A 21,702-nucleotide genomic window follows, 5' to 3' on the forward strand; every position below is an offset into this window, starting at 1 on the left:
AACCCAGCATCCGGGTCGGCTGTCAGGCCGCCTTCGCAGGCAACCCATATTTGGATCGCGGGGCGTCAGTCGGATAGCGACAGGCTGCCCCGCCGCCACGGGAGCAAGCTCCCTCGCCACAGGTTCAGTGTCGCACCCAGAATGGTGTAGAGACCTATGACCATCACAGCATTGGTATCTACACAACTACTGCCCTGACTCACTGCTGTTGCTCTTGCTCTGCTCTTGCTCTTGCTCTGCTCTTGCTCTTGCTCTTGCTCTTGCTCTGTTTTTGATCTTGATCCAAGGCGCCCCGTTAAACCACGCTGGCCGGAATTCGATATTGATTTGGGGGGTAAACCGGCAGGGATGCCGGTTTAGCCGCCCCGCGCCATGGATGGCGCGTGGCGGCGGCCCCCCAAATCAATGTCGGATTACGGGCACACCGAGCCTGAGCGAGGTGCCGAGTGGTGGGGCAAGAGCGTTTTGCTTACTTTTGCGCTTTTCAAAAGTGAGCCGCTGTAAAAGCGGAACCCATAGCGGCCGTTATCAAACAACGGATATGTACTCGGGCCAACCCAGCATCCGGGTCGGCTGTCAGGCCGCCTTCGCAGGCAACCCATATTTGGATCGCGGGGCGTCAGTCGGATAGCGACAGGCTGCCCCGCCGCCACGGGAGCAAGCTCCCTCGCCACAAGTTCAGTGCCGCGCTCACAGTTGCGTGGATACCTATACCGATGAGGCCCTAATCCACGACGCTGAACTCAAGCCTGGCCGTTTGCCCAGCCTCATCCAGCACGCTGAGCTGATAGCGCCCCAACCGCTCGAAGCTGGCATTGATGCTGTCCTGATTGGCGCTGTCTCCCAACGGCGCGCCATTGAGAAACCACCACCGTCGCCCGCTGCCGCCCAGGGCGGAAATTTTCAGGCGCAGGGCCTGTTGGCTGGTGGCGGGCAAGCGCAGTTGATCACCTTCGCGCACGCCAACGATGGACAACGGCGATGAAGCGACCAGTGCCGGTGGCGGGCAATCCGGGTCGGCTGCCGGGATTCGGGCTTCACGGCGCTCCACCCTGGGCAACCAGGGCTCCAGCGGCGCCGGCCACAAGGCGATGTTTTTCGCTTCGGCGCCAGGGCAATGGGCATCAACCCGTAACCCCTTGGCGTTGACCCAAAGGCTTTCCATCAACCCTACGCTCAACGGCTGATCCAAGGCCTGCAAGGTCGGCGGCGTGGTGTTGTCCAGTGTCCAGGCAAACCGCTGGCGGCGACAGTTGGGATCGCTGCGACTCATCGGCTGGCCCAGCGGCCAACAGATCGCCGCCACACCGACATTGGCCGGCACCGGTTTGACCGGTGCGCTGATGCCGCGCTGGCTGTCGCGATTGGTCAGCACGTCATGCACCTGCAACATCAACGGCGCCGCCGACGCCAGGCCAAACTGCCCCGGTACCGGCGTGCCGTCCGGTCGGCCGATCCACACGCCGATCAGATAACGCGGGCCGACGCCAATCGCCCAGGCATCGCGAAAGCCATAGCTGGTGCCGGTTTTCCAGGCCAGCGCCGGGCGTTGCACCAGTTCGGCCCGTGGGTCGCGGTCGGGCCGCGCCTGGCCGCTGAGAATACGCCGCACGATCCAGGCCGCCCCTGGCGACAGTAACGGCCGTTCCCGCAGTGCGTCATCCGGCTGCAAGCGCAAGGTGGCGCTCTTGCCGTCGCGAGCGAACGCACTGTAGCCGCTGACCAACTCTTCCAGGCGGCTGCCCGCACCGCCCAGGATCAACGCCAGGTTCGGCTCGGCCAACGCCGGCAATGCCAGCGGCATGCCGCCGATGCGCATCTGGGCGGCAAAGCGTTTCGGCCCGTAGGCTTCCAGCAATTGCACCGCCGGCAGGTTCAGCGAGCTGGACAGCGCCGTACTCGCCGGCACCGCGCCGGTAAAGCCCATGGAGAAATTGCCGGGCCGGTAATCGCCATAGCGTCGCGGCACGTCCTGCAACAAGGATTCGGAATGAATCAGGCCGTCGTCCAGGGCCATGCCATAGAGGAAGGGTTTCAAGGTGGAGCCGGGCGAGCGCAGCGCGTTGATCATGTCCACATGGCCGAAGCGCTTGGCGTCATTGATATCCACCGAGCCGAGGTAGGCGCGCACGGCCATGGTTTCTTCCTCGACCACCAGGATGGCGGCGGACGTGTGCTCAGGCAAACGCGCACGCCAGCCCAGCAGCAGGTCTTCAAGACGGCGTTGCAACGTGGCATCCACCGTGGTGCGGATCAGCGGCGGGCTGTCAGGGCGATTCAAGCGGCGCGCGAGCAACGGCGCCAGGCTCGGTTCCAGGCGCGGCGCGAGCAGCAGCGGTTCTTCCAGGGCCTCATCCACCGCCGATTGCGGCCAGACCTGAAACTCGGCGAGGCGCCGCAGCACTTTATCCCGGGCCTGCTGGGCGCGTTGCGGGTGACGGTCCGGGCGCAAGCGGCTCGGTGCCTGGGGCAATACCGCGAGCAGCGCGGCTTCGGCGTGGGTCAATTGCGCCGGGGATTTGCCCAGATAGGCCCAACTGGCCGCCGCCACGCCCTGCAACGTACCGCCGAACGGCGCGCGGTTCAGGTACAGGTTGAGGATTTCATCCTTGGACAGGTGCCATTCCAGCTGCGCGGTACGCCAGAGTTGACGCAACTTGCCCTGCAGGGTGCGTGAATGCGGGTCGAGCAATCGCGCCACCTGCATCGACAAGGTGCTGCCGCCGGACACCACCCGTGCGCCGGTCAGGTTCTGCCACGTCGCCCGAACCAGCGCCAACGGATTCACACCAGGGTGCCGATAGAACCAGCGGTCCTCGTAGGTCAGCAACGCGTCCAGGTAGTACGGCGACACCTCGCTGGTTTGCACCGGATAGCGCCACACGCCGTTGGCATCGGCAAAGCGCCACAATGGCGTGCCATCCTCGGCCAGTACTACCCGGGCCAGGTCGTCCTGGGGCAGGGGCAAGGGCCAGATACGGTCGGCCAGCCATAGCAGGGCGACGACCAACAACAGGCTCACCAGTGTCCAGCGGGCAACAAAACGCAAATTCAACCGGGCAAACCTCTATGCTTGTAGGGAACTAGCCCGTCGCAACAACGACCAAAGGCACAGTTACGCCCACCTTCTTATCAGGACACGCACATGCAGGTAGAAAGCTTTTTCGAGTGGTTGGGCCAGGCGCTCGGCTCCGTCATCCGCTTTATCGTCGACGGTCTGAGCGGCTTGTTCGGAGCATTGACCCACGCCGGCGGCAACTTTATCGATGGCTTGTCGCGCACCCTGGGCATGGACACCTCGATCATCAGCATCATCACCCTGATCGTCGGGTTGCTCTTCCTTTACTCGGCGGTACGCGCCTTTATGCGGGCCTCAGTCATTATCGGCATCATCTGGCTGATGTTGGGCCTGTGGTTGTTGAGCTGGGTCGTGCACTGATTTCACAAACACTGCACATCTCTTGTGGGAGGCGGCTCGGCCCCTCCCACAAGAGCACCTTTTCAACGTCGCCGATCAGCGACCCTTGATCACCATATCCGCCGGGGTTTCCCCCACCGCCTGCCAGTTCGGCCGATACATCGACTCCACTTGCGGCGGCGGCACACGGTAGGTGCCCGGTGTCACGGCCCGCGCCAGGTACAGCAAGTGCGTAGTGCCACCGTAGCCGTCCAGGTTCATCGCCGCCACGTACCGATCATCACGAAACTCCTGATGCTTGAGCGAAGCGTTCTGCATTGATTCGCGCCACTCCTTCACCTGGCTGCTGGCGTTCTCCAGGCTGGCCGCGCTTTGGGCCAGGTTCTGGTTTTCCAGTGCCAGGCCGGCGGGCAGCAGGTCTACCACCAGGGCATCCGGCACGCGTTGCTTGGCACTGACCGCCAAGTGCACCAGCACCAGGTCCCCGCTGTTGAGGCTGTGCAGGTTCAGCGGCTGGCCGTTCATGCCCAGGTATTCGCGACGGATACTCAGGTTCTCGCCGCCCGCTGCCGGTGGCAATTGTGGATAACCGGAAATAGTCATTTGCTGGTACACCGGCGTTTCCCCCTGATTGCTCAGGCTCAAGTCGCCGGTCAGCAGCTTGTCATCCAGTTGCAGCGTTGATTGCTGGTTGTTCAGTTCACGCACACCGCCACTGCCGGTGAGCGACACCTGCCAGCTTGCCTCTGGCTGGGCGAGCCCGAGCCGCCCGGCCAGGAACAGCGAATTGCGCTCCTGGGTCGACAGATACGGGCTGGCCGCCAACTGGTCAGCCAGGGTAAACAAACGTTCCTCGCGCTTGCCCTTGGCCAGGTCATTTTCTTCCAGCAACGCCAGGATCATCGCCTGATCGCGCAACGGGCTGCCATAGTCGGCCAACCATTCCTTGGCGCTGCGCTGCGCCGCCAGGCCGGCGAGCAGCGCCTGGTCCGCACGCGGCTGGTCGCCCATTTTCTGCAGGGCGATGGACAACTGCACCAATGGCAAGCCGGAACGCGCATCGCTGCGCCGTTCGAAAATACTGCGCAACGCCCCCAGCGGCGCCTGCTGACTGCGCGCCAGCACCATGCCGGCGTAGGCCTGCACGGCGAAACGGGTGTGTTCGGCGTTGTCGCTGTAGTCGACTTCGATCAGGTTGCGCTCCTGCACATAGCGCAGCAGACGTTCACTGGCCTTCTTCAGTGCCTCGGCCGGTACCGCAAACCCCTGTTCACGGGCGCGCAGCAGGAAATCGGTGACGTAGGCGGTCAGCCAATATTCTTCCTCGCCGTCCGCGCCCCACAAACCAAAGCTGCCGTTGTAGCGCTGCATGCCCAGCAGGCGCTCGATGCCCAGCTCGATCTTGCGTTTACGTTCGGCATCCGGCTCGCCCTTGATGCTCAGGCGTTTAAGCAAGGCGTCATCGGCATAGAGCGATGGGTACAAACCGCTGGCGGTTTGCTCCAGGCAGCCGTAGGGGTAAGCCCTGAGTGCGCTGATCTGCGCGCCGAGGTTCAACGGCGGCCGGCTGGACAGGCTCAACAACGCCTCGCGCCCCGACCTGTCGAACTGATCCAGCGTGCCCGACGGCAAGCTCCACGGCTGGTCCTTGAGCACGGCGCGGTAATGCTTGAGCAAGGCCGGGTAAGCAGGGCGCACGCCCAGGGTCCATTCACGGCTGAACGGCGGCAGGTTTTCACCTGGCAGGTCCAGGCCATTGACCGTCACTCTGACTTTGCCCTGCCCCAGGCCGCCCCAGGCTTTTACGGGGATGCGCAACGTGGTGCGCTGGCCTTGTTTGAGTTCAACGGTTTGCGTGCCGTTCGCGGCCAGCTCAAGCTGCCCTTCGGCGGTCAGTTGCACGTCGAGTTTCTGCGCCTTGCCGGACAAGTTGGACAGGTCCAGCGCCAGGGTGGTCTGGTCACCGCCCGCCAGGAAGCGCGGCGCCGACAGCTCGGCGATCAGCGGCGCGGCGATGACCGTCTTGGCTTCGGCCATGCCATAGCGATCATCGCTCCAGGCCTGGGCCATCAGACGCAGTTCGCCGTTGAAGTCAGGAATATTGACGCTGACTTCGCCCTCGCCCTGCTCGTTCAGCGTGACCGGCGCGCTTTGCAGGGCGACGATGGTCACGCTGGTGTCCGGGCGCTTGCCGCCCTTGGCCAATGCCGCATCGCCACCGAACGCCAGGCTGGCCAGACGGCCCTGCCCGGCTTCGATCAACTGGCCGTAGATGTCGAACTGGTCCACGCCATAGGCCTTGCGGCCGAACAGGCTGGAGTACGGATCGGGGGTCGGGTATTCGGTGATATTGAGGATGCCCACGTCTACCGCGGCCACCAGCACATGCACCTGCTTGGGCACACTGCCGTCGGCATTTTTGGCGGCGATCTTCACCGTCAGCGGCTGTTTGGGGCGCATTTTTTCCGGCGCCGTCAGCGTGAGTCCAAGCTTGCGCTGGGTACGGTCCAACGGCAGGTGCAGCAGGCCCACCGCACGTTTGGGGGTAATGTTGGCTTTGCGCTCGCCAGGACGGATCACCAGCGCGCTCACGTACAGATCATGCCGCGACCATTTCGGGTCGAGCTTCACGGCAAAGCTCTTGCCTTCGGCCGGCACGTCGATTTCCTGCCACCACAGCGGCCCCTCGGCGGACTCTACCAACAGGTAGCCTTTACCGGCCGCCGGCGGCGTGACGGTAACGTTGGCGGTGTCGCCATCGCCATAGGCGGGTTTATCCAGCGCCAGCTTGACCTGATCGGGACGCACGGCGCCGCCTTCGGTGTTGTCCTGGGCCTGGTAGCCGGCCCAGAAGCGCAGGCTGCTGATCAAGCCGGTCTGTGGGTCTTCGACCTCGACGCGATAAGGGCCCCATTCCACCTGGAAGCTGACCTTGGCGGTGTCTCCGGCCTTGATGTCGAGGGTTTGCTCGTCGAGGTTGAGGAATTTTTCGTTGTAGTGATAGCTCCAGCCATCATTGTCGGAGTAGTTCCAATAGTAGTCACGGCGCTCACGCACCAGACGCACCTTGAGGTTCTGCGCTGCGAGTTTCTGCCCGTCCTGGTTGGCCACCAGCACTTCGAATTCCGCCGGGCCGTCGCCATTGGTTTCAGTACCGTCAAACAGCCCGCGCAAGCCCGGCAATTGCTCGGCCGGCCAGATCGGTTGCACCAGACGCCGGGTGATCGGCCGCCCGCCCGACTCTTGCAGGCTGGCTTGCACGATCAGTTGCAGCGGCGACTTGGCCTCGGCCCATTTGCTTTCCAGGGTCAGTTCTTCCTGGCCCTTGGCGTCCAGCGTGCTTTCGTCCAGTTCGAAATCCTGGCTCAGCTCTTCTTCGGTGACCGAGCCGAACTGGTAGCCCGGCAACGCTTTGACCGCCTCGCGCAGCGGGCGCACATAGACCTGCCCGCTGACCCGATTGCCCGAGGCCGGCGCGCCGTACAGATAACGGCCGTTGACCTGAATGACCGGGTTATCCGCCGGGCTCAGCGCGGTGTCGCTGCCCTTGAGCTCCAGTGCCAGGCGCTCGGGCAGGAAGTCTTCGACGAGGAACTCATACAGCTGCGGCTTGCCATCGCCCAGGTCGAACACCAACTGCCAACGCCCGGTCGGCGCTTCGCCGGCCAGTTGCAGCGAGTATTGATAGAGGCCGGAGGCGTCGGCGTCCCACACGAATTTGCGGCTGACCTGCTCATCGGGGCGGCGCACTTCGACGCTCACCGGTTGTGGCTTGACGGCATTGCCGTCCTTGTCGCGCAACAGGGCATTGAGCAGCACCGTTTCGCCGGGGCGATACAGGTCACGCGGGCCGAATACAAAAAACTGCAGCGGATGGGACGGCTGGCCACCGATATCGAACTCGGCCAGATCCAGCGCGGCACTGTCCAGGCGCAGCAGGCTGGTTTGTTCACCCTGCTTGGCCAGCAACACCTGGGCTTTTTTCGGCAGCGGCAACTCGGCGTGGCCACCGTCCTCGGTCTTGCCCTGGCCGAGCACACGGCCTTCGGCATCAAGGATTTCCAGTTCGACGCCATTCAACGCCTTGCCGCCTTCCAGCGCCTGGGTAAATACATCCAGGCGATTGGCGTAGCGGTGCACCGACAGGCCGATATCACTCAGGGTGAACAAGGTGGCAGGTTGCGAGTAATTGTAAGTGCCGGAGGCGCGCATCACTGCGAGGTAAACACCGGGCTCCTGCAATTGCTTGAGGCCGGCGATCGGCAGCAACAGGGTTTCGCGGGTGTTGCGCGCCGGGTTCAAGTCAAAACGCCCGCCATAGACCAGATCGGCCATCGGCAGCAATTCGCGGGACTCGTAACTTTGCAGGCTGGTATTGCGCCCCCACTGCGCCAGGAACGACGGCAGGGACTCGGCCTTGATGCGGAAGAATTCGACGTCGATCTTGTCGACGTTCAGCGCGATCACCGGCAAACCTTCGGCCAGGCGCGTCGGCAATAGCGTGCCGCGGCTGGCGAAGCCGACGGTGGCTTGCAGGTCACGGGTTTCCAGACGGGCGATGTACTCGGCGGCGAGCGTGTTGCCGTTGACCGCCTTGACCCCGGCGTCGACGGTCAGCACCAACTTGCGCTGCGGCTCCAGGTGGCGCAGGCGCAATTCCATGAGGTTGTCCGAGAGCTCCCAGGCGCCATCGACCTTGCCCGACTTGCTGTCCACCAAATGGACTTTGTCGGCGAACTTCTGATCGGGGTCCAACGGAATGGAGAAACTCACCGACAGCGTGCTGGCCCCATCCAACTGCACCTCGGACACGTCCACCACGCTCAACTCGCGCCCGGCGTAACGCTGCTTCAACGCCGCCACATCCACCGCCGCCTTGGCGGGTTTGGGCGCCACGCTTGCCGCTGGAGCAGCCGGCGCGGACGGTTTATCGGAAGAATCGCAGGCGCTCAGCAGGGCCAGCGCGCAGGCCAGGAACAATCCTTTGTTAAACATGGGGCACTCATAGTCAGAGGAAACCGGGGGGTGAACTATATATCAGCGCCGGCCAAGCCGCTGTGGCGCCGATCACATTGACCGACGGAGGGTGGGTTGGTTCTGAGCGGAATCAAGCTGCAGCCAAATCTCACACACATCGCAGACCGGCATGTGGGCCTGCTGTGTTGCCAAGGGACGGTTACAATGCCGCTCCACCAAGGAGCCTTCATGACCGCCCTGCTCGCCGACTGGCGCCACCGCCCCACCCATCGCCGTGTCTGGGCCCTGGCCGCGCCGATGATCCTGTCGAATATCTCCGTGCCGCTGGTGGCGCTGGTCGACAGCATGGTCATCGGCCACCTGCCCCACGCCCACCAACTGGGTGCGGTGGCCGTCGGCGCCAGCCTGTATACCTTCCTCGCCTGGGCCATGGGTTTCCTGCGCATGGGCTCCACCGGCTTTGCCGCCCAGGCCGCCGGGCGCAATGACGGCGCGGCATTGCGCCAGATCCTGCTGCAAGGCCTGCTGCTGGCGCTGGGGCTGGCGATGCTGCTCGGCACGGTGGGCATTCCGCTCAGCCACCTGGCGCTGGAGTGGATGCAGCCCTCCGCCGAGCTGAACCAACTGACCCGCGAATTCTTCCATACACGCCTGTTTGGCTTACCCGCCGCACTGGCCAGTTACGCACTGGTCGGCTGGTTCCTCGGCACCCAAAACGCCCGCGCGCCGTTGGCGATTCTGCTGACCACCAACCTGGTCAATATCGCGCTGAACCTGTGGTTCGTCCTCGGGCTGGATTGGGGCGTGGTCGGTTCGGCCCGCGCCTCGGTGATTGCCGAGTGGACCGGCGCCCTGCTCGGCCTGGCCCTGACGCAACCGGCCCTGCGCGCCTACCCTGGGCATATCGCCTGGGCCGCGCTGAAACAATGGCAAAGCTGGCGCCCGTTGCTGGCGGTGAACCGCGACATCTTTATCCGCAGCCTGGCGTTGCAGTCGGTGTTTTTCATGATCACGGTACAAGGCGCGCGCCTGGGGGATGCGACCGTGGCGGCCAACGCGCTGTTGCTCAATGGCCTGCTGCTGACCGCTCATGCACTGGACGGCCTGGCCCATGCGGTCGAAGCCCTGTGCGGCCACGCCATCGGCGCGCGCGATCAACCGGCGTTAAGGCGTTCGTTGGTGGTTGCCTGTGGCTGGTCATTGATCGCAAGCCTGGGCTTCGCGTTGCTGTTCACCTTCGGCGGGCATTTGTTCATCGCCATGCAGACCGATATCCCAAGCGTGCGCGACACCGCCGACCTCTACCTGCCCTACCTTGCGGTATTGCCGTTGATTGCAGTGTGGAGTTATTTGCTCGATGGGCTGTTTATCGGTGCAACGCGGGCGCGGGAAATGCGCAATGGGATGTTGCTGACGGTGCTGTTGGTGCTGCCGGTTGCGTGGGCGTTGCAGGGGTTGGGCAACCACGGGCTGTGGATAACCTTTCTGATATTTATGGCGGTGCGCAGTCTGACGCTGTGGGCGATTGCCTGGCGCTTGAATAAAAGGAATCAATGGCTCGGCCATTCCACCTGTTAGTTTTCACAGGTTACAAACCTCCGCCGTTGGAGTGGAATGAACGAAGATCGGCCATGAGGGGGAGTACGCTTGAGGCCATACGCTCACTCAATTAAGGATGATCAAACATGAGTAAAAATGGGCAACTCTGCCTCATTGCCTGGACGGTGGGGGCTTTCATCCAAGTGGCAATCGCAGACACCGTGAGTGATCCGAGCGGCCGGGTCGACGTGAACCCTGTTCAGGCCCCACCAATCACGACAGACCTGGCCTCGACGACGATGGTGGAGGTATGGAATCAAAGCGATTTTCAGGTGTACGCGACACAACAAGGCAAGAAGCTGGTGCTGGAACCCAACGGCCGCGTACGGCTGGACAATCGCAACCCCGTGACGGTCTCTGCAGTGTCACCAAATGACGCGCTGAGATCCGCCTCGCTGGTGGGTACCAACACCAAGTGCCAAACCCAGTATTGCCTGATCGTCCAAGGTATCCAGAACAAGTAAACCAAGATCCATGTGTGAGGCTTGCTCGCGAAAGCGGTGGATCAGTGAACACAGGATTGACTGATGTACCGCATTGGCGGGCAAGCCCCAATGCCAGTCAGTTAAGCGCTAGAGCAGGCAACCGTCGGCCTGTGGCGAGGGAGCTTGCTCCCGCTGGGCCGCCACGCCACCCCATAAAATGGCAGTGCGGCGCAGCCCAGGGGGACCACGCCCCCACGCCACGGTAAAGCGCTCCTCCTTAACTGACTGGCATTAGGGCAAGCCCGGCTCGCACATTGGAGCCGGGCTACTTCACTTACGAGGACAGGTACGAAGAACGGGTCAGGCCCAGGCGCAGCGCGTCCAGGAACTGGGTGCGTTCCGACGCGGAGATCTTCGCGCTGGCGCACTTGTCGCGGTAATGGGTCATCAACTCCTCCGGGGACAAGTGCACATAGCGCAGCATGTCTTCGATGGTGTCGTGGGTCTCGATACCGGCGCTGTACACCGAACCGTCTTCACGCTGATAGATGTTCACCGAGTCGGTGTCACCGAACAGGTTGTGCATGTCGCCCAGAATTTCCTGGTAAGCACCCACCAGGAAAATACCCAGCAGGTAGTCTTCGCCCTCGTTCAAGGCATGCACCGGCAGGCTGGTTTCGATGCTCTGCTCGTCGACGTATTGCTTGATCTTGCCGTCGGAGTCGCAGGTCAGGTCTTGCAGCACCGCGCGGCGCAGCGGCTCTTCGTCGAGGCGATGCAGCGGCAGGATCGGCAGTACCTGGCCGATGGCCCAGGTGTCCGGCAGGCTCTGGAACACCGAGAAGTTGCAGATGTATTTGTCGGCCAACTTGTCGTTGAGCTCGTCCAGCACCTGGCGGTGCGAGCGCTGGCGGGCTTTGAGCGAGTTGTGCAGGCGACGGCACACAGCGAAGTAGCACTGTTCGGCCAGGGCTTTCTCGGCCAGGGTCAGTTTACCGTCGGCGTACTGAGTGGCCACGTCGCTCATGTAGTGAGTGGCGCGCCAGTAGGTTTCGGTGACCATCTCGATATCGGTCGGGCCTAGCAGGTCCACCAGCCATTGCACGGTTTCCGGCAGGCTTTCCTTGTTTTCGATGGTCGGGATTTCGTCGTTGTGCTTCTCGACGTCGGTCACCTGCACCACCAGCATGGCGTGGTGAGCGGTCAGGGAACGGCCGCTTTCGGAGAAGATGTGCGGGTGCGGCAGGCTCTGCGCGTCGCAGAATTCCTTGAGCATGCCCACCACCACGCCGGCGTAGTCGTCCATGTCGTAGTTGATGGAGCTGGCGTTACGTGAGTGGGTACCGTCGTAATCCACGCCCAGGCCACCGCCTACGTCGATGTGGTCCACCGGCAGGCCGAGGTTGCGCAGTTCGCCGTAGTAACGAATGGCTTCCTTGAACCCGTGCTGGTAGTCGGCCAAGTTGGCGATCTGCGAGCCCATGTGGAAGTGCAGCAAGCGGATGCCCTGGTCCAGGCCCGCCGCGCGGAAACGCTCGACCACCGACAGCAGTTGCGCCGCCGACAACCCGAACTTGGACTTCTCGCCGCCGGTGTCCGCCCACTTGCTCGACGCCAGCGACGACAGGCGCACACGCAAACCAACCTGCGGCTTGACCTTGAGGCTGGCAGCCTCTTCGATCACCAGCTCAACTTCGGATTCTTTCTCGATCACGATAAATACGTTGTGGCCGAGCTTCTGGCCCATCAGCGCCAGGCGGATGAACTCACGGTCCTTGTAACCGTTGCAGACGATGGTGCCGCCCTTCGGCGCCAGGGCCAACACGGCCAGCAGCTCAGGCTTGGAGCCGGCTTCCAGGCCGATGGAGACGTTCTGGGTGGCGATGATGTTCTCGATCACCGCTTCCTGCTGGTTCACCTTGATCGGGTACAGCGCGGTGTATTGGCTCTGATATTCCAGGCGTTCGATGTTCGAATCGAACGCGCCGGTGAGCTGGCGTACACGGTCTTGCAGGATATCGGGGAAGCGCACCAGCAGTGGCAACGACAGGCCGCTTTTGCGCAGCTCGTCGACTTGTTCATACAGATCGACAGGCGTGCTGTTCGGACCGTTCGGACGGACTTCTACGCGACCGGCTTCATTGATCGCGAAATAACCGGCCCCCCAATGGCGAATCCCGTAAACACTGCGGCTGTCCGCAACTGTCCATTGGCTGCCATCGTCTTTGCGTGTGCGTCGTACGGACATCGAAGTCCCCTATAAATGAAGGCGAAGGCGCCACCTCGCGCGGAGGCTGGCGCAGTCTAAAGAATGAAAATGACGATTTGCCTGTTAGGGAGGTAGACCTCGCTCGCAGGACAGAGTTTAGACACAGGTTGGGAAGAGGCTTTCAGCCGCCGGACTTCTTGGCCTTGTAACCGAGCTTGATCAGCTCGGCCAACAGCAGTTCGACATGATCGCCCTGGATTTCGATAACCCCGTCTTTCAACGCGCCACCGGTGCCGCAACGCTTTTTCAGCGTGGTGGCAAGTTCCTTGAGCGCCTCTTCAGCCAGCGGCACGCCGGTGATGGTGGTCACCGTTTTGCCGCCACGGTCCTTGCTTTCGCGCCGCACGCGGGCAATGCCGTCGCCTTCAGGGATCAGGGTTTGTTTGCAGGTGCACGAGTCCACGGGCTGACGACAGTCCGGGCAGTGTCGACCTGCATCGGTGGAAAATACCAGGCCACCAAGGGCGGCGAAGGATGCGGCTTTTTTGGCCACCGGCAATCCTCTTGGGAGGATGAAGACTGATCGGCGCCGCAAAGGGCGGTGACCGACCGCGAAGCCCCACTCAGGCAGGGGCAGCGCTACCGAACCGCTAATGTGGTTCGGGTGAAAAGGCGCGCAGTGTAACGGCAAAAAGCCCCGTTGCTAAGAGCCAAATGGCGCCAATTTATGCAACTTTAGCGACGCAAGGCGAGATAGCGCCGCAAGCCTTCCTGGGCGTCCGGGCAATAGGGCTTTTGCCCGGCCTCTCCCAGCACCGTTTCGAGGGGCATGAAGCGTGCTTCCATGACCTCTTCAGGCTGCAGACACAGAGGGCCGTCCCACACCGCCGAGTAGGATTTGCACCAGAGCCGGCTGTTCCCATCCTCAAAGTAGAAATGGTCGTGCTCGGTCAACTCCACCCCGCCCACGCCCAGTTCTTCCTGCAATTCACGGGCTGCCGACACGGCATAACTTTCGCCTGCGCCCACCATGCCCCCGGCCGCCGTGTCCCAGAACCCCGGATACAGGGCTTTGCTCAGGGTGCGCCGATGCACGCAAAGCTCACCCTTGGAATTGAACAGGAAAATAAAGGTGCAACGGCCGATCAGGCCGCGCTGGCGAAGGTCGGACCTGACCAGGTGGCCGAGCAGGTTGTCTTGCTCGTCGACCCAGCAGATCAGTTCAGCATCGGAGGCCACCCGGTGGGCGGCCTCCTTTTGAGTAGCGTCCATCATCAACCCTGGTTGAGCAGCTGACGCAAATCGATCACTGCAGCGTTGGCTCGGGAAATGTAGTTGGCCATCACCAGCGAATGGTTCGCCAGTACACCGAAGCCGCTGCCATTGAGAATCATCGGGCTCCAGACCGGTTCCTGCGAGGCTTCCAGCTCACGAATGATCTGGCGCACGCTGACGGTGGCGTTTTTCTTGGCCAGCACGTCGGCAAAGTCGACTTCGATGGCGCGCAGCAGGTGGGACAAGGCCCATGCCTGGCCCCGGGCCTCATAGAACACGTTGTCGATCTGCATCCATGGGGTTTCCACCACTTCTTCATCGACCTGCGGCACTTCACCCGGCGCCAGCGCTTCGGTTTTCAGTGCGGTGTTCAGCTTGACCCGGCCCACGCTCGCCGACAGGCGTTGCGACAGCGAACCCAGACGGGTGGCGACATCGCCCAGCCAGTTGTTCAGGTTGTCGGCGCGGGCATAGAACAGCGCGCCTTTCTGGTTCGGGTCGGACAGGCGCGCTTCGTAGCGGCTCAGGGAATTGATGCCTTCCTGGTATTCCGACTCACTGGACGGCAGCACCCAGCTCTTGTTGTCGAAGTTGAAACGCGGCTCGGCCTTGGCCAGGTCACCGTCTTCAGCCGACTGCGACTGGGAACGGGCGAAGTCTTTGCGCAGGGCGCGGCTCAGGTCACGCACCTGCACCAGCACGCCGTACTCCCAGCTCGGCATGTTGTCCATCCACAGGCCTGGCGGGAAACGGTCGTTGGAAATGTAGCCACCGGGCTTGTTCAGCAAGGTGCCGACCACGGTTTTCAAGGTCTCGACGGTGGTGTAGCCGATCACCATCTGCTTGCCTTCCTTCTCGGCGGCAAGCTGGGCGTTTTGCTGGACCGGAAACAGCGCCGGCTCCTGGCTCCAATACCAACCCAGGCCACCGGTGACCAGCAAGTACAAGCACACCACGCTGAGCAGGGCGCGGCTCATCAGCAGGTTGCGAAGGTAGCTGCGGTTGGCCGACTTGGGCTCGGGGGCGGGGCCTTTGGCACTGCTTTGGCGGTTTTTCCAGTCCAGCATGGCGATATCCTTTCAATCACTTGAGTTCATGCACAAATTGTCCGGGTGCGGTCAAACACTCCGACCACAACCCTACCCCATCGTGCCCATCGGTGCGGGCTTTTAAACCAAATTGGCGCATACCGAAGTTTGGACTATAAAGGATGCACGCTTTTTAAACAGCGCGACCACGCAGTCAAAAAATGAATAGCGCCGCGGCGTACTTAATTGACGTATGACACTCATGCAACATTAAAGAGAGTGCTAGCATAGGGCCACTAGTCGACCTCAGCATGCACCTTCACAGTAGTCAGGATATGACCGAGTCAGAAGAACCCAGCCGCGAGCGTCTCAAGCAGCATTTTGCCCAGCGGGTCATTCATCAGGCACGTCAAATTCTTGAGATCTGGCAGCGTCTGCAGCGAAGCGAATGGTCGAACGCCGATTTCTCCGAGCTCAACGAAGCCAACTTGCGCCTGCTGCGCTTTGCCGAGCGTTTTGAACAGCCCGAACATAGCCGACTGGCCCATCGCATAGGCGAGTCCCTCAAGGCCGTGGACGAGAACCGTGGCCGCCTCAGCAGCCATTTGATCAGCGAGCTCAATCGCTTGATGCAGCGCTTGTCGCGCACCGGGCTGCGTCAGGGCGACCAGCTTGAGCAAACCCTGCTGCCGCCGATGCGCAAGCCCATCTACGTGATGCTGGCCGACCACGACCGCGCCGAGCGCCTGGCCAAGCAGTTGGAATTCTTTGGCATGAGCGCCCAATCCCTGGGCAGCGTCGCGGCCTTTCGCGCCTCCATGGCCGAGCACCTGCCGTCGGCTATCGTGATGGACGTGGACTTTTGCGGCGCCGGAATGGGGCTCAAGCTGGCCGCCGAAGCCCAGCAAGGCCTGGAGCAAAAGCTGCCGCTGCTGTTTTTCAGCCTGCATGAAACCGACACCCCGACCCGCCTCGCCGCCGTGCGCGCCGGTGGCGAAGAATTCCTGACCGGCACGCTGGAAGCCTCAAGCCTGCTGGAAAAAATCGAAGTGCTCACCTGCGTCGCTCAATATGAGCCGTATAAAGTGCTGATCATTGACGACTCCCGCGCCCAGGCGTTGCACACCGAGCGCCTGCTCAACGGTGCCGGCATCGTCACCCGCACATTGATCGAGCCGATCCAGGCCATGGCCGAGTTGGCGGACTTCCAGCCCGACCTGATCATCCTCGACATGTATATGCCAGCCTGTACGGGCACCGAACTGGCCAAGGTGATTCGCCACAACGACCGCTATGTCAGCGTGCCGATCATCTACCTGTCGGCCGAAGACGACCTGGACAAACAGCTCGATGCGATGAGCGAAGGCGGTGACGACTTCCTTACCAAGCCGATCAAGCCGCGCCATCTGATCACCACCGTGCGCAACCGCGCGGCGCGTGCGCGCAATTTGAAGGCGCGCATGGTGCGCGACAGCCTGACCGGGCTGTACAACCACACGCATATTCTGCAATTGCTCGAAGACTGCAGCTTCCGCGCCCGTCGCGAGAACAAGCCGCTGAGCTTTGCCATGCTCGATATCGACCACTTCAAGCGGGTCAATGACAGCCACGGTCACCCCATGGGCGACCGGGTCATCAAAAGCCTGGCGCTGTTCCTCAAGCAGCGTTTGCGCAAGACCGACTACATCGGCCGTTATGGCGGTGAAGAATTCGCCATCGTGATGCCCGACACCGACCTCGAATCGGCCTGCAAAGTACTGGACGATATTCGTGGGCGCTTCGCGGAAATTCACTACCCGGCCCAGCCTCATGATTTATGGTGCACCTTCAGCGCCGGGCTGGTGGAGTTGTGCGACGCCTCCGACAGCTTGACGATGGCCGCTCTGGCAGACGAGGCGCTGTACCGGGCCAAGCATGCCGGGCGTAACCGCGTGCAGGCTGCGCGCACATCAAAGCAAAGTGCCATCTTTTCACCAGAATTCACTAAGTCGGTCATAACGCTGTAATGGAAACGCAATAACTTCAGGCCCTTATCTTTTGCTGTCGGTTGAAACCACGCATGCGCCTGAAGTTGCTGACCAATCTCAATACCCTTCTTCTGGTTGCCGTTTGCCTGGCATTGGGGGCGACGCTGTGGTGGTCGCAACGGGCGCTGGAGCGGCCGTACCTGCTGATGGAACGCTATCTCGGACTGTCCCAGGCCTTTGAGAACCAGACCGCACGCAATATCGACGACTACCTGGCCAGCGGCGATGCCCTGCGCTTGAGCAGCGCCGACCAGAGCCTGCAAAACCTGTTGCAGCAGCTCGACCTGCTGCCGCCGGAACTTGCGCAGAACCTGCGCCCCAGCCTCGCGGACCTGGACACCTTCAGCAAAACCGACCTGCTCGCCGCCGGCAAACTGGCCGGCGACCCACAAGCGCTGTTACTGCAAGCCGAACGCGAACTGGGGGCGAATCTGGAGCAATTGAGCCAGTACGCCGGCGCGGTCAATTCCCCGGAAGCGGCGCGCTATCTGCCACCGCTGCTGGCCGCCTCGCAACACTTGGGCAAGCTGTCCCTGGCCCGCGACAAACTGGTCAGCAGCGGGCGCGCCGAGCTGGCCGATGATGTCGAGCGCGAAATCGCCAACATCCGTAGCCAGGCCGACCTGTTGGCGCAGTTGCCATTACTGGGCGTCAAGGCCAGCGCCGAATCCAACACCGACGATTTTTCCGCCTTGATGGGCCTGGAGAACAGTGAAAAAACCGAAGCCCAGGACACCGGCGTTGACCTCAAGCGAGAACTCAACAGCCTGTTGACCCGCTACCCCGCCGAACTCAAGCGCACCCGCGATCAGATTCAACAGCGCACCGGCCTCGCCGCCGCCACTCACATCAAGATCACCGACGTGCGACAAGCCATCGCCGGCCTGGAGCCGGTGGTGCGCGCCCAACACGCCAGAATCCAGGGCGAAGTGCGCCTGATACAAGGGCTGATGATCGGCCTGATCCTGCTGATCGCCCTGTTGATCGATACCCTGCAGCGCCGCCTGGCGCGGGTATTGACCAACCTCGCCCCGGCGCTGTCCACCTGGGCCGAAGGCAACTTCAGCCAGCCGATCGCCCTGGGCAGGACCAACCGCGAACTGCACGATATTGAAGCCTCGCTTAACCGCCTGCGCGCTTATCTGGTGGACCTTGTCGGCACGATTCGCGGCAATGCCGAGGAAGTCGCCGGCAGCAGCCGCGCCCTCGCCGAACTGAGCAGCGGCCTGCACGACGGCGCCGAACGCCAGGCCGGAGATACCGCGCAGATCCGTGACTCCCTGGGCGAACTGGAAGCAACCATCCAGCAAGTGGCGGGCGATGCCAGCCAGGCCGCGGGTGCCAGCCGCAGCGCAGGCGTAGCCGTGGAACAAGGCCAGCGGGTGATCGGCCTGAGCCTGGCCGGGCTGCATGCGCTGGTGGGTGAAGTGCAGCAAAACGCGCAGATGATCGAGAAACTGGCCGAAGAATCCGCCACCATCGGCGGCGTACTCACAGTGATCCGCTCGATCGCCGACCAGACCAACCTGCTGGCGCTCAACGCGGCTATCGAGGCTGCCCGCGCCGGTGAAGCCGGACGTGGTTTTGCCGTGGTCGCCGATGAAGTGCGCTCCCTGGCCCAACGCACCGCCGGCGCCACCGCCCAAATCCAGGGCCTGATCGCCGGCCTGCAAACCGCCGCCCACCAATCGGTGCAAGGCATGCGTGCGCAGGTCGAACACGCCGAAGCCACCGCCGAGCAAGCCCAGGCCGCGGACGGCGCGCTGGATGAAATCGTCGGGGCGATCCAGACCATTTCCGACACGGCGGTGCGCATCGCCGATGTGACTGCCCAGCAGAGCGGCGCGGTGAGCGAGATTCGCGATAACAGCGAGCGGATACACCAGTTGGGTGAGGACAATTTGCTGCGTATCGGCCAGGGCCGGCGCCAGGGCGAACACCTGCTGGTGCTGGGTGGGCAGCTCAATACGGCGGTGCAGGCCTTTCGCGTCTGACCCGACCCCCTCGCTCATGAATATCCAAAACCATATGGAGATCAAAATGTGGCAGCGGGCTTGCTCGCGAATGCGGTTCATCAGTTGGCACATTCATCACTGACCCACCGCATTCGCGAACAGGCCCGCTCCCACAGTGGAGCGTCATGGATTTCACGACAGTGTTACCAATGACCAGAACCTGGACCACAGTCATAAATTTTGCGCAATCCTCGCTAATCGTGCCGCCTACTGCATAGAACTGGACAGTCACAAAGGCTTTGCGGCATAGTCGCCGGGTTCTGCCGTACCCCACCAATAACAAGGAACAGCCGATGGCGACCTTACTGGTTCTTCACGGACCCAACCTGAATCTGCTCGGCACCCGTGAACCGGGCGTCTACGGGGCAGTGACCCTGGATCAGATCAACCTTGATCTGGAACAGAGGGCCCGTGTTGCCGGCCACCATTTGCTCTACCTGCAAAGCAATGCCGAGTATGAATTGATTGATCGCATCCATGCCGCGCGCGGCGAAGGCGTGGACTTTATTCTGATCAATCCCGCCGCTTTCACGCACACAAGTGTTGCATTACGTGACGCGCTGCTGGCGGTGAGCATCCCATTCATCGAAGTGCATTTATCGAACGTGCACAAACGCGAAGCTTTCCGCCATCACTCTTACTTCTCGGACGTAGCGGTAGGAGTGATCTGCGGCCTTGGCGCCAGCGGTTACCGACTGGCCCTGGAGGCCGCCCTGGAACACGTTGAAGAACAGGCTAAACGCCCCTGACCGACCCTTGGGAGTTGATGATTCATGGATATCCGTAAAGTTAAGAAACTGATCGAACTGCTGGAAGAATCCGGTATCGACGAGCTGGAAATCAAGGAAGGCGAAGAGTCCGTACGGATCAGCCGTCACAGCAAGACCCCGGCCCAACAGTTCTACGCGCCACAGATGCAAGCACCGGCTCCAGCCGCTGCCGCACCTGCCGCCGCTCCAGCTGCCGCACCCGCGGCGCCGGCAGCCCCTGCGCTGAACGGTTTCGTGGTCAAGTCGCCAATGGTCGGTACGTTCTACCGCACCCCGGCACCGACCTCGCCAGCCTTCGTTGAAGTAGGCAAGACCGTGAAAGTGGGCGACACCATCTGCATCGTTGAAGCGATGAAGATGATGAACCACATCACGGCTGAAAAAGCCGGCGTCATCGAATCCATCCTGGTAGAAAACGGTCAGCCGGTTGAGTACGACCAGCCGCTGTTCACCATCGTTTGAACCGCGGAGCGCCTTCGATGTTGAAACCTGCGAAGAAACTGCAAAAAGTCCTGATCGCCAACCGCGGCGAGATCGCGCTGCGTATCCTGCGCGCCTGTAAGGAAGAGGGCATCAAGACCGTCGCTGTTTACTCGACGGCCGATACCGAATTGATGCACGTGAAACTGGCGGACGAAAGCATCTGCATTGGCCCGCCACTGGCCGCGAACTCCTACCTTAAAGTCTCGAACATCATCGCCGCGGCCGAAGTGACCGGCGCCGATGGTATTCACCCAGGCTACGGCTTCCTCGCGGAAAACGCCGATTTCGCCGAACAGGTGGAAAAATCCGGATTTGCCTTCATCGGCCCGAAAGCCGACACCATTCGCCTGATGGGCGACAAGGTATCGGCCAAGGACGCCATGATCGCGGCCGGCGTGCCAACCGTTCCCGGCTCCGACGGCCCGCTGCCTGAAGACGAGGAAACCGCGCTGCGCATTGGCCGCGAAGTCGGTTACCCGGTGATCATCAAGGCCGCCGGTGGCGGTGGTGGTCGCGGCATGCGCGTGGTGCACAAGGAAGAAGACCTGATCGAAGCCGCCAAGCAGACTCGCTCCGAAGCGGGCGCCTGGTTTGGCAACCCGATGGTCTACCTGGAGAAGTACCTGACCAACCCACGTCACGTGGAAGTGCAAGTACTGTCCGACGGCCAGGGCCACGCCATTCACCTGGGTGACCGCGATTGCTCGCTGCAACGTCGTCACCAGAAAGTACTGGAAGAAGCACCGGCACCGGGCCTGGACGAGAAAGCCCGCCAGGAAGTCCTGGCACGCTGCGTCAAGGCCTGCATCGACATCAACTACCGTGGCGCCGGCACCTTCGAGTTCCTCTACGAGAACGGCCGCTTCTACTTCATCGAGATGAACACTCGCGTGCAGGTAGAGCACCCGGTGTCGGAGATGGTCACCGGTATCGACATCGTCAAGGAGATGCTCAGCATCGCCGCCGGTAACGTGCTGTCCTTCACCCAGGACGACGTGAAGATCCACGGCCACTCCCTGGAGTGCCGGATCAACGCCGAAGACCCGCAAACCTTTATGCCGAGTCCAGGCCTGGTCAAGCATTTCCATGCGCCGGGCGGTAATGGCGTTCGCGTCGATTCGCACCTGTACAGCGGTTACAAGGTTCCGTCCAACTACGACTCGTTGATCGGCAAGCTGATCACCTGGGGCGCGACCCGCGACGAGGCCATGGCCCGTATGCGCAACGCCCTGGACGAAATCGTGGTCGACGGCATCAAGACCAACATCCCGCTGCATCGGGACCTGGTTCGTGATGAAGGCTTCTGCGAAGGTGGTGTGAACATTCACTACCTGGAACACAAGCTGGCCAACCAGTAAGTTCGTGCTCCACCTGCAAAACCGCCTTCGGGCGGTTTTGTTGTTTATGGATGTACACAGTTCAACCGGGGAGCGGGCTTGCTCGCGAATGCGGTGCGTCAGTCAATATATTCATCAC

14 protein-coding genes are annotated in these 21,702 nt (G+C 62.0%); 8 read left to right on the top strand and 6 right to left on the bottom strand.

The features are described from left to right. Positions 1–724 precede the first annotated feature (724 nt). Positions 725–3,055 carry a peptidoglycan glycosyltransferase PbpC gene (pbpC, locus tag Q1V60_RS00675; RefSeq protein WP_300626752.1) on the bottom strand — a complete coding sequence of 777 codons (2,331 nt, stop codon included), beginning with the start codon at positions 3,053–3,055 and terminating at the stop codon, positions 725–727. A 90-nt stretch (positions 3,056–3,145) separates the two neighbouring features. Between pbpC and Q1V60_RS00680 the strand changes: the two genes are divergently transcribed. Next, complete coding sequence (locus Q1V60_RS00680; protein ID WP_300626753.1) at positions 3,146–3,439, top strand: hypothetical protein; 294 nt, start codon at positions 3,146–3,148, stop codon at positions 3,437–3,439. A 75-nt stretch (positions 3,440–3,514) separates the two neighbouring features. Here Q1V60_RS00680 and Q1V60_RS00685 read toward each other — a convergent pair whose 3' ends face one another. Then, positions 3,515–8,413: an alpha-2-macroglobulin gene (locus Q1V60_RS00685; RefSeq protein ID WP_300626754.1), complete on the bottom strand. Its 4,899-nt coding sequence runs from the start codon at positions 8,411–8,413 to the stop codon at positions 3,515–3,517. A gap of 210 nt (positions 8,414–8,623) precedes the next feature. Here Q1V60_RS00685 and Q1V60_RS00690 point away from each other — a divergent pair, with 210 nt between their 5' ends. Together Q1V60_RS00690 and Q1V60_RS00695 are read left to right on the top strand one after the other, a co-directional pair. Then, positions 8,624–9,973, top strand: a complete 1,350-nt coding sequence (locus tag Q1V60_RS00690; RefSeq protein ID WP_300626755.1) for an MATE family efflux transporter — start codon at positions 8,624–8,626, stop codon at positions 9,971–9,973. Positions 9,974–10,080: 107 nt separating this feature from the next. After that, positions 10,081–10,458 carry a hypothetical protein gene (locus Q1V60_RS00695; RefSeq protein WP_300626756.1) on the top strand — a complete coding sequence of 126 codons (378 nt, stop codon included), beginning with the start codon at positions 10,081–10,083 and terminating at the stop codon, positions 10,456–10,458. Positions 10,459–10,753: 295 nt separating this feature from the next. Here Q1V60_RS00695 and speA read toward each other — a convergent pair whose 3' ends face one another. From speA to Q1V60_RS00715, 4 genes are all read right to left on the bottom strand, one after another. Beyond that, positions 10,754–12,667: an arginine decarboxylase gene (gene speA / locus Q1V60_RS00700; protein ID WP_065883466.1), complete on the bottom strand. Its 1,914-nt coding sequence runs from the start codon at positions 12,665–12,667 to the stop codon at positions 10,754–10,756. A gap of 142 nt (positions 12,668–12,809) precedes the next feature. Next, entirely contained in the window at positions 12,810–13,181 is a 372-nt protein-coding gene (locus Q1V60_RS00705; RefSeq protein ID WP_300626757.1) for a translation initiation factor Sui1, read from the bottom strand. Between the two features lie 182 nt (positions 13,182–13,363). Next, positions 13,364–13,900, bottom strand: coding sequence for an NUDIX hydrolase (locus Q1V60_RS00710; RefSeq protein WP_300626758.1), 537 nt, complete (start codon positions 13,898–13,900; stop codon positions 13,364–13,366). 2 nt (positions 13,901–13,902) lie between these two features. Continuing rightward, on the bottom strand, positions 13,903–14,970 hold the full coding sequence (locus tag Q1V60_RS00715) for a DUF2333 family protein (RefSeq protein WP_300626759.1): 1,068 nt from the start codon (positions 14,968–14,970) through the stop codon (positions 13,903–13,905). Between the two features lie 296 nt (positions 14,971–15,266). Between Q1V60_RS00715 and Q1V60_RS00720 the strand changes: the two genes are divergently transcribed. The 5 genes from Q1V60_RS00720 to accC all read left to right on the top strand — a co-directional run bounded on the left by Q1V60_RS00720 (position 15,267) and on the right by accC (position 21,584). Further along, on the top strand, positions 15,267–16,937 hold the full coding sequence (locus tag Q1V60_RS00720) for a PleD family two-component system response regulator (protein WP_300626760.1): 1,671 nt from the start codon (positions 15,267–15,269) through the stop codon (positions 16,935–16,937). Between the two features lie 53 nt (positions 16,938–16,990). Continuing rightward, a complete protein-coding gene (locus Q1V60_RS00725) occupies positions 16,991–18,952 on the top strand; it encodes a methyl-accepting chemotaxis protein (RefSeq protein WP_300626761.1) in 1,962 nt (653 codons plus the stop codon). A 314-nt stretch (positions 18,953–19,266) separates the two neighbouring features. After that, positions 19,267–19,722, top strand: coding sequence for a type II 3-dehydroquinate dehydratase (gene aroQ / locus Q1V60_RS00730; protein ID WP_065951442.1), 456 nt, complete (start codon positions 19,267–19,269; stop codon positions 19,720–19,722). Positions 19,723–19,746: 24 nt separating this feature from the next. Then, entirely contained in the window at positions 19,747–20,205 is a 459-nt protein-coding gene (accB, locus tag Q1V60_RS00735; RefSeq protein WP_057724122.1) for an acetyl-CoA carboxylase biotin carboxyl carrier protein, read from the top strand. Positions 20,206–20,222: 17 nt separating this feature from the next. Continuing rightward, the gene (accC, locus tag Q1V60_RS00740; protein ID WP_300626762.1) at positions 20,223–21,584 is read left to right on the top strand and encodes an acetyl-CoA carboxylase biotin carboxylase subunit; all 1,362 of its coding nucleotides are present in this window, start codon (positions 20,223–20,225) and stop codon (positions 21,582–21,584) included. Positions 21,585–21,702: the final 118 nt, after the last annotated feature.

The organism is Pseudomonas sp. (genome assembly GCF_030147005.1).
GTDB lineage: Bacteria > Pseudomonadota > Gammaproteobacteria > Pseudomonadales > Pseudomonadaceae > Aquipseudomonas.

Excerpts from the sequence above, each read along its gene's own strand:
- Q1V60_RS00680 (WP_300626753.1), top strand. The coding sequence starts at position 3,146 with ATGCAGGTAGAAAGCTTTTTCGAGTGGTTGGGCCAGGCGCTCGGCTCC.
- Q1V60_RS00685 (WP_300626754.1), bottom strand. The coding sequence starts at position 8,413 with ATGTTTAACAAAGGATTGTTCCTGGCCTGCGCGCTGGCCCTGCTGAGC.
- Q1V60_RS00690 (WP_300626755.1), top strand. The coding sequence starts at position 8,624 with ATGACCGCCCTGCTCGCCGACTGGCGCCACCGCCCCACCCATCGCCGT.
- Q1V60_RS00695 (WP_300626756.1), top strand. The coding sequence starts at position 10,081 with ATGAGTAAAAATGGGCAACTCTGCCTCATTGCCTGGACGGTGGGGGCT.
- speA (WP_065883466.1), bottom strand. The coding sequence starts at position 12,667 with ATGTCCGTACGACGCACACGCAAAGACGATGGCAGCCAATGGACAGTT.
- Q1V60_RS00710 (WP_300626758.1), bottom strand. The coding sequence starts at position 13,900 with ATGGACGCTACTCAAAAGGAGGCCGCCCACCGGGTGGCCTCCGATGCT.
- Q1V60_RS00715 (WP_300626759.1), bottom strand. The coding sequence starts at position 14,970 with ATGCTGGACTGGAAAAACCGCCAAAGCAGTGCCAAAGGCCCCGCCCCC.
- Q1V60_RS00720 (WP_300626760.1), top strand. The coding sequence starts at position 15,267 with ATGACCGAGTCAGAAGAACCCAGCCGCGAGCGTCTCAAGCAGCATTTT.
- Q1V60_RS00725 (WP_300626761.1), top strand. The coding sequence starts at position 16,991 with ATGCGCCTGAAGTTGCTGACCAATCTCAATACCCTTCTTCTGGTTGCC.
- aroQ (WP_065951442.1), top strand. The coding sequence starts at position 19,267 with ATGGCGACCTTACTGGTTCTTCACGGACCCAACCTGAATCTGCTCGGC.
- accB (WP_057724122.1), top strand. The coding sequence starts at position 19,747 with ATGGATATCCGTAAAGTTAAGAAACTGATCGAACTGCTGGAAGAATCC.
- accC (WP_300626762.1), top strand. The coding sequence starts at position 20,223 with ATGTTGAAACCTGCGAAGAAACTGCAAAAAGTCCTGATCGCCAACCGC.